The 12612-nt window shown below is 71.1% G+C and carries 8 protein-coding genes and 1 pseudogene; 5 read left to right on the top strand and 4 right to left on the bottom strand.

Translation table 11 applies throughout. The annotated features are described in order from the left end of the window. The first annotated feature begins 42 nt into the window (after positions 1-42). Both Phou_RS54120 and Phou_RS54115 read left to right on the top strand, forming a co-directional pair. Positions 43-1302 carry an esterase-like activity of phytase family protein gene (locus Phou_RS54120; protein ID WP_246274669.1) on the top strand — a complete coding sequence of 420 codons (1260 nt, stop codon included), beginning with the start codon at positions 43-45 and terminating at the stop codon, positions 1300-1302. Between the two features lie 74 nt (positions 1303-1376). Further along, positions 1377-2318, top strand: a complete 942-nt coding sequence (locus Phou_RS54115) for an esterase-like activity of phytase family protein (protein WP_246274665.1) — start codon at positions 1377-1379, stop codon at positions 2316-2318. Positions 2319-3176: 858 nt separating this feature from the next. Here Phou_RS54115 and Phou_RS46060 read toward each other — a convergent pair. The 4 genes from Phou_RS46060 to Phou_RS46045 form a co-directional block, all read right to left on the bottom strand. Next, positions 3177-3692 carry an FHA domain-containing protein gene (locus Phou_RS46060; RefSeq protein WP_173070459.1) on the bottom strand — a complete coding sequence of 172 codons (516 nt, stop codon included), beginning with the start codon at positions 3690-3692 and terminating at the stop codon, positions 3177-3179. Positions 3693-3751: 59 nt separating this feature from the next. Beyond that, the gene (locus Phou_RS46055; RefSeq protein ID WP_173070457.1) at positions 3752-4471 is read right to left on the bottom strand and encodes a nickel/cobalt transporter; all 720 of its coding nucleotides are present in this window, start codon (positions 4469-4471) and stop codon (positions 3752-3754) included. After that, on the bottom strand, positions 4468-5097 hold the full coding sequence (locus Phou_RS46050) for a hypothetical protein (RefSeq protein WP_173070455.1): 630 nt from the start codon (positions 5095-5097) through the stop codon (positions 4468-4470). Before Phou_RS46050 ends, Phou_RS46055 begins: the two co-directional genes overlap by 4 nt. 66 nt (positions 5098-5163) lie before the next feature. After that, a complete protein-coding gene (locus Phou_RS46045; RefSeq protein ID WP_173070453.1) occupies positions 5164-6834 on the bottom strand; it encodes a purple acid phosphatase family protein in 1671 nt (556 codons plus the stop codon). 248 nt (positions 6835-7082) lie between these two features. On the opposite strand from Phou_RS46045, the gene Phou_RS46040 reads away from it, so the two are divergent. From Phou_RS46040 to Phou_RS46030, 3 genes and pseudogenes are all read left to right on the top strand, one after another. Then, positions 7083-7556, top strand: a complete 474-nt coding sequence (locus tag Phou_RS46040; RefSeq protein WP_173070451.1) for a hypothetical protein — start codon at positions 7083-7085, stop codon at positions 7554-7556. 170 nt (positions 7557-7726) lie between these two features. After that, complete coding sequence (locus tag Phou_RS46035) at positions 7727-8011, top strand: Pepco domain-containing protein (protein WP_173070449.1); 285 nt, start codon at positions 7727-7729, stop codon at positions 8009-8011. 5 nt (positions 8012-8016) lie between these two features. After that, positions 8017-12561 (top strand): annotated as a pseudogene (locus tag Phou_RS46030) (wHTH domain-containing protein); the annotation flags it as partial. Between the last annotated feature and the right edge of the window lie 51 nt (positions 12562-12612).

Raw genomic sequence — 12612 nt, 5'->3', positions numbered from 1 at the left:
TGTTCCACCTCGGCGCCCGGCAGGGGTTTGCATCAGGCGGTGATGACCTCCTCGAAGCGCGTACGTGCCGCCGCCGTCGCGGTGGCCACGGCCGCGGTGCTCCCGGCGCTCCCCGCGTCCTCCGCCTCGGCGGGGTGGCCGCCGCCCAGCGGTGCGGCCTGCGCTCCCGACGCGTCCCTGGTCGGTTTCTCCGACGCCCTCGACAAGACCACCTTCGCTGGCACCGCGGTGTCCGGCCTCTCCGCCCTCGCGCTGACCGGCTCGTCGCGCGGGTTCGCGCTGGTCGACAACATCGGCACCACTCCTGCCCGGGTGTACGACGTGGACCTCGACGCCGGCAAGCGTGGCGTCTCCGCCGAGGTGCGCGGTGTCACAGTGCTCACGCGAGCGGACGGCACGCCGTACAACGGCGGCGACTTCGACGGCGAGGGCCTTGTCGTCGAGCGCGGTGGCAAGACGGTGCTGGCCAGCTCCGAGCGGGAGCCGTCGATCCGGCGCTTCCGCCTCTCCGACGGCCGCGAGCTGGCCAGCCTGCCGGTGCCGGCGCGCTTCCAGGTCACGCCGGCCGGTGAGGCCGCGGTCAACCAGACCTTCGAGTCGCTCACCGCCACCCCCGACCGCCGCACGCTCTACGCCGGCATGGAGGGGCCGCTGTCCGCGGACGGCCGCAACGCCCAGGGCCGTGGCCTGCAGCGCATCATCGAGTACCGCAGCTGGAACGGCACCTCGTACACCCCGGTCTCCCAGCTCGCCTACAAGACCGACCCCAACCTCGGCCTCGTCGAGCTCGTCGCGCTCGGCGACGATCAGCTGCTGGCGCTGGAGCGCGGCTTCACCGCGGGCGTGGGCAACACCGTCCGGGTGTACCAGGTCACCGCGACCGGCGCGCCGGACCTGACCGGCGTCGCCTCGCTCACCTCGCTCACCGACACCCGCGCGTGGCTGGGCAAGGAGCTGCTCGTCGACATCGCCGACTGCCCGCCCTCGGGTGCGGTGGCCAAGCAGCCGCAGCCCAACCCGCTGCTGGACAACATAGAGGCGATGGCGCTCGGCGAGACGCTGCCGGGCGGCCGCCGCCTGCTGTGGCTGCTCTCCGACGACAACGGCAGCGCCACACAGACCACCCGGGTGTACGCGCTCTCCGTGAAGCTGCGCCCCAGCCGGTGCTCAAGAGCCGCGCGATCCTGTCCGCGACGGCTTATCAGCCGGGTCCTGTCTCCGGCACCCAGCTCGCGCCCACCCCGGTCAACGGGATCACGCCGCCCTTCCCGGGCCAGCCGATCCCCGGCTTCTCGGCGGTGATCCAGGCGCCGGGGCCCGCGGGGTCCGGTCCGAGGAGCGCAGCCAGCACGGCGCCGGGCGACCGCCTGCTCGCGATGCCCGACAACGGCTTCGGCGCGAAGAACAACTCGGCCGACTTCCTGCTGCGGGCCTACTACGTGGAGCCCGACTGGCGTGAGCACGGGGTGGCGGTAAAGGGCTTCATCAGCTTCCGCGACCCCGGCCGCAAGGTACCGTTTCCGATCACCAACGAAAACACCCCGGAGCGGCTGCTGACCGGCGCCGACTTCGACATCGAGTCGCTGGCCCGGGACTACCGGGGCGACCTGTGGCTGGGCGACGAGTTCGGCCCGTACCTGATCCGCGTGGACAAGACCGGCAAGGTGCTCCAGGCCCCGATCCCGCTGCCGGACGGTGCCAAGTCGCCGCAGTCGCCCGACCTGGCGCCGGGCGAGACGCCGACGGTGCCGGCCAGCCGCGGCTTCGAGGCGATGGCGGTGAGCCGGGACGGCAAGTGGCTGTACCCCATCCTGGAGGGCGCCAAGGCCGACGACGCCGACCAGCGCCGCCGCATCGTGTACGAGTTCGACGTGCGCGCCAACCAGTACACCGGCCGCACGTGGTGGTTCCGGGTCGCCGATCCGTCCCTCGTGGTCGGTGACGCGGGCGTGCTCAACGGCCGCCGGCTCGTGCTGATCGAGCGGGACAACGCGATGGGCCCGCAGTCGGTGGTCAAGCGCCTCGTGGTCACCGACCTGGACGAGGTGGGCGCCGACGGTTACCTGGGCCGCCGCACCGCGGTCGACCTGATGCGCGTGGCCGACCCGCACGGCGTCTCCACCCCGGCGCGGCCCAACGAGTACGGCGTGGGCAAGCTCTTCAGCTTTCCGCTCCAGTCCGTCGAGTCGGTGCTCCCACTCGGCGGCGACCGCGTGCTCGTGGCCAACGACAACAACTTCCCCGGCAATGACGGCCGTATTCCGGGCCGCGCGGACGACACCGAGCTGATCGTCCTGAACGTGCCCGGCCTCCGCTAGTCGGCGGACGGTTGGCACCCCCTGTGGGGTGTCGGAGGCTCCGGAGCTGGGCGCAGCAATGCGCCCAGCTCTGGACACTCCGGCAGCGCATCCGGATGGCGACGCGGGCGCGAACCGGTCCAGGACGCGTAGCGCCAACGCGGCCAGGGATCCAACACGATCAGCAGCCACCTTGGGAACCTTGTGCGCCGTATCGACGCCTCGACTTTCGCAAGCTTGGCCGCGTGGACAAGCAGGTGGAGCAGGTCGCGCTCGTAGATCTTGCGTCTTGCCCGGTCAGCGCAATCTCCAAGAAAGCCAGGCAGCCTCACCGCAGGTAACCTGAGCTGCGGTTTCGCCCAGAGAGTTTGCCGCGAGGCCTCCTGCAGCTTGATCGACAGTCACGGACCGCGACGGCGGTGCCGCGTCGTGGACGGACTCGCGCCCCTCTTCGAGCTCGAAGCCTCACGCCGCGGGCGCCCGATCGACAGTCACGGACAGCGGGCGGCTGCGCCTGCCTCGCGGCGAACTCGCGCATCGGGGCGGGCTGTCGCTGTCACCTCCGCGGTGATCAACGGCCCCTCGCGGACGCCGAGCCACCGCGAAGGACGAGACCGCGGGAGCCGGCCCACCACGAAGAGCAAGACCACGGGCGCCCGCCCACCACGAAGAGCGACACCGCCGGAGCCGGCCCACCGCGGAGGGTGAGGCCGCGGGAGCGATGGTCTGGACCACGACGGGCGTCGCGGTAGCTCGCGTCTGCTTCGGGCTGGATCTTCTGGGCCGCCAGGATCGCACCTTCGCCGGCGTGGGCTTCAGGGCCGCCGCGCGACGAGCTGGCGGGCCTACGCTCGCGGGGCCAAAGCCGTCTGGCGTGCTTCAGGCGACGACGCGGAGGCGCTGCATGCCCAGGTCGAGCAGGTCGCCGGGGCGCAGTGGGGTCTGCACCTGCAGGCGCCAGCCGTTGATCCGCGTGCCGTTGGTCGAGCCTAGGTCGACCACCATCCACTGGCCGCCGACGGAGGTGAGCATGGCGTGCCGGCGGGAGACCGAGTCGTGGGTCAGCCGCAGGTCGCACTCGAAGTCGCGGCCGATCACGTAGCGGCCGGGCGCGGGCGGCAGCCGCAGGTCGAGCTGGGCGGCCTGCCGCGGGCCGAACGTGCGCTCCCACCAGCCCTGGAACGCCACCTCGGCCCTCGCCCACCACCCGGCCGGGGGCAGGTCGCCGACCGCGGCGTCCAGGTCGCGGCGGCGGCGGGCGTCGATCACCACGCGTAGCCGGTGCAGGAACGTGACGTCCGAAAGGCGCCCTTCGCGTGCGCTGTCCCGCAGCGCGCGGGCGGCGCGCAGCCGCTCGCGGTGCGAGACGCGCGCCTGTTTGGGGTCGGCCGCCATCGCCCCATTATCGACGCTGCCCTCTGCCACGCCCAGACCCGATTTCCACGGGCCGGGGCTCAGGCGGCCAGGACCGAGACCGCGGCGGCCAGGTAGAGGGCCCCACCGAAGCAGATGCCGGCGCCGGCCAGCGCGGGGATCCAGGCCGTCGACCATTTGCGGGTACGGCCGGACAGCAGCGCCCACCCCCGCAGGCTGAGCACGCCGACCGCGGTGAGCGTGACCGCCATGCCCACGCCGAACGCCACTACCAGCACCACCGCTCCCAGCGCCCGGCCCGTGAGCAGCCCGCTCACCAGCACGACGAACGCGGACGGCGACGGCAGCAGGCCACCGGACAGCCCCAGCGCGACAAGGCCACGCCGGGACCACGGGTCGTCGGGCACGTGGTGGTGGTGGGAGTGATCGTGCTGGTGGCGGCGCTTGCGGATGTGCCGCCACAGCAGGTGCGCGCCGACCGCGATCACCACGAGGCCCGCGGCCACCTGCATCCAGGCGGTGACCGTCTCCGTGCCGAGGCTGGCCGCGCTGGACAGGCCGACCCACACCAGCGCCAGCACGAGCACCGAAAACGTGTGCATCACCGCCACGATCACGCCGAGGCGCAGCGCGTCGCGGTACCTGCCGCGGGTGCCGACCAGGTACGCGGCCGTGACGCTCTTGCCGTGCCCGGGTGCGACCGCGTGTGCCGCACCGACCGCGACGGCGGTGAACAGCGCCAGCCAGAAGACCGTCCGGCCGTCGAAGGCGGCTACGAGCCGGTCGTCGAAGGCGCTCATGCCCGCGCCCTCGCGCGCCGCCGCAGCGCCAGCGTCACCAGGAGCACGAGCACGAGAGCCGCGGCGGCGCCGACCGCCACGGTGACCACCGACCGGCGCACGGCACTGCCGCCCGAGCCGCCGAAGGTGATGTGCCGCGTCGGCGCGGCGGCGGTGAACAGCGCCTGGTCCGGCGTCGCGGGCGGGTCGGCGCGCAGCACCGTGCGGTAGGCGTCGTTGACGTCGGTCAGCGCGGTCACCGTCACGTCGACGTCGGCGACCGGCGCGGGGCACTCGAAGGTGAGTCGCGCCCCCTCGGCCAGCACGTCGTCCAGCGCGGCCAGGTCGCCGGTGCAGCGGCGGCCGCCCTGGTTTACCACGATGCGGTCGAGCAGGTAGTCGCGCACGGCCGGGGAGCGGCGCAGCAGCTCGGCACCGGTCACGTCCGGGCTCGCGCGGTCGAAGGCGCCGACATGGCGGCCGAGCGCCACCCAGTCGTCCTCGGCTGCCTGCCACGACAGGGCGACCGTCGAACCGTCGGCACTGACCCGCGCGGTCGAGGGCGGGCCGAAGGGGTGCGCGCCCGCGGGCGCGGCGGGGAGCACGACCGCCGCCACGACCGCGGCGGCGACAAGGGGAAGCCTCACCGAATCTCCGTCCATGATGGACGAACCTGGGCCCGCCGCCGCACGCCGGCGGCGGGCCCTCGGCCGTCACTTCGTTACGGTGATGACCGGGCTGGTGATCTGCTGGTTGGGGCTGTCCAGGTAGACCACGTGGGTGCTGTCCTTCTTGGCGCTCGGCGGCAGCTCGAACGTGTACTCGAGCCGGCCCAGCTCGTCGGCCGTCTTGTAGCCGATGAAGACGCCCTTCCTGCCTTCCTCGGACTTGGTGTTGCGCAGGTACACGGTCACCTTCTCGCCCGGGTCGTACCCGTAAGCGGTGACCTTGAGCCGGCCCTGCGTCTCGACGGTGGTCTTGTTGACCACGACCTGCTCGCCGACGGTGTTCTGCGGGGTACGGATCTCGTTGACCGTGCGCTCACCCTCGTTGTTCTTTCGGATGAGCACGCCGTCGTGGTGCTGGCCGTTGGCGTAGCGCGCCTCGTAGCGGATCGTGTCCTCGGTGACGTCGATGAGCTGGTAGAGCTGGGTGTCCTGGCTCTTGCTCATGATGTCCGCGCCGTTGCCGGTCCACACCGAGCCGTCGACGTCATACATCTTGCCGCCGGAGACGGAGACCGCGTACACGGTGCTGTCGTGCACGGTCACCGACTTGCGGGAGGCCGCGGTGCTGCCCCGGCCGTACGTGTGGTCGTGACCCTGCAGGACCAGGTCGACGCCGTACTTCTCGAACAGCGGGCCCCACTGCGCCCGCACGATCGGGTTGTTGCGGCCGGAGGCGGTCGAGTACACCGGGTGGTGGAACGTGACGACCGTCCACTTGTGCGGGTTCGTCGCCAGCACGCCCGAAAGCCACGCGGTCTGCGCGGCCATGACCTCGGGGATGCTCTGCACGTTGCTGTTCAGCCCGATGAAGCGCACGCCCTGGTAGTCGACGTAGTACGCGGTGCGGTCCAGCGCCGGGTTGTCACCCCACGCCGGTCCGTTCTTCGGGTACGGGAACTGCGGCGCCCAGAACGAGGACAGCGTGCTGCCGCTGTACTCGTGGTTGCCCGTGACCGAGATGTTGTTGATCTGGCCGTCGATGAAGCTGCCGGCCTTGAACCACTGACCCCACTGCTCTTCGCTGTTGGCGGAGTCGATGAGGTCGCCGGCATTGACGATCGCCTTGGCCCGCGGGCGGTCGGCGAACGCCTGGCGGAACACGCGCGGCACCGCGGTGTCGATGTAGTTCTGCGCGTCGCCGTAGTAGATGAACGAGAAGGGCTGGAAGCCGGCTGCCGCGGTGGTGAAGTCGATCCACTCGCTCCAGTTGGTGCCGTCGCCCACGCGGTACGTGTACCGCGTGTCCGGCTTCAGGTTGGTGAACTCGACGGTGTGGTACGTCGAGGCGTACCCCAGCGAGGTGTTGACCGGCGTCGTGGCGAGCGCCTTGACGTTGGTCACCGCCCCGGTGGGAGGTGCCACCTGGCCGAGCGCCTTCGGCGCCTCGAGGATCTCCGCCTGTGCCCACTCGGCGGTGGCCTCGGCGCGCCAGGTGACCCGCTGCGAGGTCGCCGGCGTGTCGGTCGGTGTGAGAACGATGCGGTCCGGCACCGGCGACGGCTTGTGGATCTCCGCGGCCGGGTGCTTGCCGGGAGCCGCCTCGCCGAAGGCCGCCGGGCCGGCGGCGAAACCGCCCGCGAGCAGCGCGGCGGCGCCGATACCGGCGAGCACGGCGCGCCGCGGCCCGGTCGACCACGGTCTTCTGAGGTCAGACAATGCTGGTTCACCCCTCGGGGTAGAGGACAGCCGCCACCGCCGGCAAGCGGTGGCTCGACGGGCATTCAGCCAGCGACAGCCAACGGCTCCACGACCGGCGGCTGGCCGATCGGTGAACTCATGATCGAATACGCTGGCCTATTTGCACCATTCGCACGATTTTCCGGTACTGTTCATCCGGCGTCGAGCGGCGCGCCGTCGGGCGGCAGGGCCAGGTTCGTTGATCGATTTCTAGGATGCCGTTCGCGATGGTCACTTCACTCGGCACGCGGGTCGCGGGCGCGCTGCTCTCCACGGCGCTGCTCGGCGGCCTTGTCACCGCCGCGTCCCGACCGGACACAGTGGTCAAGGACGACAGCTTCCTCGACGCCGAGACGCCGGGCGTCCTCAACATCGAGGCCGGCGAGTGCTTCGACGACCCGGCCTACGACGTCACGTTCGCCGACGTCATCGTGGTGTACCGCCCGTGTGCCGAGGGCGCGCAGAACCAGTCGTACGGCTTTGTCCAGGTGCCCGACGGAGAGTGGGACGAAGCGGCACTGCGGACGTACGCGTGGGACGGCTGCCGCCGCGCACAGTCCCGCCGCTGGCCGGCCGGCGATCCGGGCGTCGCCCTGTACCCGGTGCTCCCCACGCCGGAGACCTGGGCCGACGGCGACCGCACGGTGATGTGCGTGCGCTACCGCCCGACCGGCCGCCTCTCCCCAGCCGACACCCGCTGAGGGCACGCGCGACCGCCTGCCTCGATGAGGTGACGGAGTGGGCATTGATTGCCGCCGGAACGGGCGGCGTTGACGTGCGCCGGTTTCCCGTAGCATTTGCCATTCCACCATCGACGAGGACGCGCATGAATCTGGACGACACGACAGACGGTTCTAGGCTTCCCTTTCTCGTGGCGATTGACGACCCGGCAGATGGCGACACGATGGGCATCATTCCGATGGTCGGGCGGGAGGTGGCGTTGCGATGGGTGCCCACAGCCGCGCTGCGTGCGAGTCTCCGCGAGACCGTCACCCAGCTCCGCGAGGTGCTCTCCGACGCGATCGCGCCGGTCGGTGACCTCAAGCTTGCGGAGGCACACCTTGCCTTCGAGGTGACGGCGAGCGGCGGCGTCCAGCTGATCGGCACTTCACAGGTCGGCGCCAAGGGTGCGATAACTCTCGTCTTCCGGAGCTAGCGCCCGTGGCATTTCGCGCGCTCCTGATCGGCATTTCGGAGTACAGCGACAGCAGGATCCGCCCATTGCCGTTCGTCGCCGGCGATGTGCGCAGGATGGCCGCGACACTCAGCGCGCGCGGCTACGAGATCGCGCATCAGGACGCCGGCCAGCGTTACTCCATGTCGACCGTCAAGGCGGACGTGCGCGACTTTCTCCACAGCGCGGCGCCCGGCGACTCGCTGCTCATCCTCCTGAGCGGGCACGGGCTCAACCACCAGGGCACCGACTACCTCGTGCCGTCCGATGTCGACCTGCGCTGGTCACCGTGGACAGACCACTGCGTGTCACTGGACTCCTGGTCCGAAGACATCGACCGCACGCGCGCCGGGAGCGTCCTGTTTCTGGTGGACGCCTGCCGCGAAGGGCTCGTCGACTCCAATGTGGACGTCACGTCCAGGATCTGGTGGAGCCAGGGCAGGATCAGTGTCCACAGCCACCCGAACGCGGCCTTCCTCTTCGGCTGCGGGCCCGGACAGGTCTCCCGGTTCTTCAGTGACGAGAGCGAGACCTACAGCGCCTTCGCGCGCGCCGTGCAGCTCGTGCTCGAAGAGGCACCGGCACCGCTCACCCTGGCCCAGTTTCGGCGGATGGTGCAGCACCGCTGCGCCAGCCTTGCCGCCGCCAACGGCGCCTCCACACAGGACGTCAGCCTCAAGGGTCGCCACGTCCGGGACTCCTTTGTGGTGCTGCCCGCCACCGACGTCCAGCGCATGGGAGAGCACCGGTGGGTGCAGCTCGCGCGGAGCCATCGCGCCTGGCAGCACGTCGAGCCATCGCCGGCCCGCGACATCCTCCGCGAGGACATCACCGCCTTGGTGGCGGAGTACGCCACCGACCTGGCGGTGTGGTCCGAGGAGGTGGCCCAGGCGGTCCAGGTTCACGCGCCCGACGTGGTCGAGGAGGGCGTGGATCCCGACGACCTGTGGCGGTCCACGCTCGGCTGGTCCTGGATGGAGGAGCAGTTTGTCGACCGGACGGTCGAGCGCACCAAGCTGTTGCTGTTTCTGCTCGGCGACCTCCCGCTCTCGGCCCCCGAGGCGGCGCTGCTCGTCGCGATGCCGTTCATCCACCACCTCTTCCACCGGCTCGCGATGCAGGCCGCCCTCGTCGAGACCGGTGAGCTGCCAGAGTCACCCGTAAACGACATCGTTCCGGCCAGCAGTGCCGCAGCCGCCAGCCTCCGGCTCTACCAGGAGCGGCTCGGCCGGCTCGACCGCCGGATGGACGTGCTTCATCAGGCCGGACAGCACGCCGTCGAAGGACACATCCGCTCATGGGTGCGCCACCGGTGGCTCCTGCGTCGTGGCGACATCTACGACCCCGCCTCCTTCGCGATGGCGATGACGCTTTCCGAACCACCGGTACGCAGGCAGCCGACCGCCGAGACGCTGTCGCTGGAGAGGGTCGCCGCGTTCCTGGCGTACCTGCGCGCGGATCCGGGCTTTCTGGCGCTGGAGGACCAGGCCCGCATCCCCGGCGGCGAGACGGTGCTCGCACCGGGGACGGACCAGGAGCAGCCGCTGCGCCAGCGCCTGGTCCTCTACATGCTCGCGGTCGCACAGGCCATGGCGATCGATATCATCCGGCTGCCCGAGGTCGTCGTCGAGCACGTCGGCACCAACGACGGGATCTCGCTGGCCGAGCTGCGCCAAGCGGTACACGAGGCGGTGTGGGACCGCCTCGGCAGCTCCCGCATCCTGCGCGCGTCGTGCCCGCACCCGGCCCTGGAGCTAGGCCTGCGCGGTCACGTGGACAGGGTCAACGAACTGCTCGCCGAGGTGCACCGCGCGGCGAACACCGAGGCCGCCATGGCACCCCTGCAGGCGCTGCCGGTGAAGGTGTCCGCGGACTACGTGCTGCCCAGCCCGGCAAAGATCAGCTACGCGCAGCGGTCGGCCGGGATCCGTTTCCGCCTGGCCGACGAGCGCATCCAGGAGCTGCTGATGGGCAAGCAGCTCTACGGCGACCCCGACCTGGCGATCCGCGAGCTGTACCAGAACGCGCTGGACGCCTGCCGGTACCGCGAGGCCCGGCTGACGTACCTGCACCGGACCCACCAGCCGGTGCCGAGCTGGCGGGGTCGCATCAGGTTCACGCAGGGCGAGGAGGACGGGCGCCCGTACATCGACTGCGAGGACAACGGCGTCGGCATGGGCATCCGCGAGCTCGAGGCCGTCTTCGCCGAGGCCGGCACCCGCTTCTCCGACCTGCCGGAGTTCCTCGAGGAGCAGGCGGAGTGGGCGGCGCTCGACGACCCCGTCACGCTGTACCCGAACAGCCGCTTCGGCATCGGTGTACTCAGCTACTTCATGCTCGCCGACGAGATCACGCTGGAGACCTGCCGCATGGGCCGCGACGGCCGCCCGGGTGAGCGGCTGAGGGTCTCCATCGCCGGCCCCGGCACGCTGTTTCGCATCCAGCCGCTCGGCCCGGGCCAGGAGCCCGGCACCCGGGTGCGCCTGCACCTGCGCCAAGGCGTCGCGGCGCCCTCGTGCGTCCAGTTCCTCCAGCGTGAGCTGGTCGTCGCGGAGTTCCGGACCGAAGCCACCTACGGCTCCGAGCGGTGCGAGTGGGACCCGGACACGCTGTCGCCCAGTGCCGAGACCACGGCGGAGCGCTCCGGGCGGTACCGCGGACCTGTCGTCCCGGTGCCCGGCGGCAACCTGTGGTGGTGCAACGAAGGTCAGCTTCTCAGCGACGGTCTCGCGCTCGACCACTCCTTCACGGGCGCGGTCGTCAACCTGCGTCGAGACCGGGCACCGATCCTGTCGGTCAACCGGACCAAGGTGATCTCCTACGACGACGCGTTGATCGGTCAGGACATGCTGGCGGCGGTGCCCGCGCTGATCAACAGCCAGACGCTGGTGCTGACGCGGGCGTGGCTGGCCGGGTTCGGGCGGTCCCGACCGTTGGTGGCCGACGCGATACTCGCCGCCGCCCTCGAAAAAGGTGGGTTCGACTGGGAGATCGGCGGGCAGCGGATCGACCTGGCCCTTGCCGGATGCCACCTTGGCGACGGCGACCTCGTGCAGACGATGACGACCGAAGACGGCATCGTGCGCACGTTCCTGGACTGCGGATCGTCCAAAGAGGACGTCGAGGACTGGCGTGTCACCGCGCTACTCGCGGCCGGCCTCTGTCCGGGCATGACGAAGGTCGACCAGAGCTGGCTGGACGTGACCGTGGGGCGCCCTTCCGACCTCAGGCTCCTGGAGGTGGCCAGCACCGGACGCGACGGATACGTGCCCCTCGGCGCGGTGATCCAGTGCGCACAGGATCTCGGCGCTTCGGTGGCCGACGTGCGCGCCAGGCTCCAGGAGCTGGGCTATCGCGGCGCATGGCCGGAGCCCGATCCCGAGGTGCCCGACTCGTTCGACCTCACGATCATGGCGACCGCGCTCGGCTCGGTGGGGCGGTGGTTGAGCTACGGCGAGCCGGTGCGCGTCCCGCACCTCCTGGACGCCGCCAGCTGGACGAGGCGCAGCGTCGCCGAGGTCGGCCAGCGGCTCGCCGAGCTCGGGTACGAGCTGGACATCGACCCGGCCGCCGTGACCGTGACGAGTGCCGACCCGACGGACCGCATCGTCGTCAGCCGCGACCTCGACGGCAGGTCGCCGTGGCTCAGCGGCCGTGAGCCGGTCCCGGCGCTGCACATCCACCGGGCAGCCGAGCGGTTGGAGCTGCCGAGCGAGGAGGTCGCCGCTCGCCTGCGGCCGCTGGGCTACCAGGTCCCGGACGGGCTTGTCAGCGTCGACGACGACGTGTGGGCGGCGCTCGCCGAGCTGCCCGTCGACGAGGCACACACCTACCTGACCGACGAGCTCCACCCGGCGCAGCTGCTCCACCTGGCACAGTCGACCGGCCGTGCGGTGGCAGACCTGCACGCCGCCCTCGTGCGGCACGGGTACCGGCCCGGCTTCGAGGCCGGCGACCTGACAGCCGACTCGTTCGACCCGGTCGACGTGACCATCTCCCAGGAAATTGTCGTCGACTCCGCGGGCCAGCTGCGCAGGTGGCTCGACCTCACCGCGCCGGTCAAGGCCGCACACATCGCCACGACCGCGGCCGACAACGCACTCACAAACGCGCAGGTCGCCGCCCGCCTGACCACACTTGGGTACACCCTCTCCGGGTACGCGGACGTCATCGGCGCCGGCGCGCCACGCCACGAAGACCTGGTGCTCGCGAGCCAGCACTGCGACGGCCGGCAGCCCTGGATTCCGACCAACGAGCCGGTTTCCGTCATCCACCTGCTGACCGCCGCCCGGCGCGCCGGCTTCCGCGTCGCCGACGCGGCGGACCAGCTCTCGCGCATGGGCTACCCGGTTCCGTTCGCCCCGGACCGGATCACCGCCACCGCCGTGGAGCCGGACGACGAGTACCTGATCTCGGCGAAGGTGCGGGACCGCACGATGCTCGATCCGCACATCCCGTTGACGCTCGCCGACATGATCCACGCGGCCTGGGGCACCCACCGGGAGATCGCGGACGTGACGGGGAGGCTGGCCGAGCTCGGCTACCTGGTACCGACCGACCTCTCCCCGGTCGGCAAGGGCCAC

Origin of the sequence: Phytohabitans houttuyneae (genome assembly GCF_011764425.1) — a bacterium.
In the GTDB taxonomy this organism is placed as follows: Bacteria; Actinomycetota; Actinomycetes; order Mycobacteriales; family Micromonosporaceae; genus Phytohabitans; species Phytohabitans houttuyneae.
The sequence above is the reverse complement of the archived record's forward strand: the minus strand, read 5'-3'. Positions and strand labels throughout refer to the sequence as shown.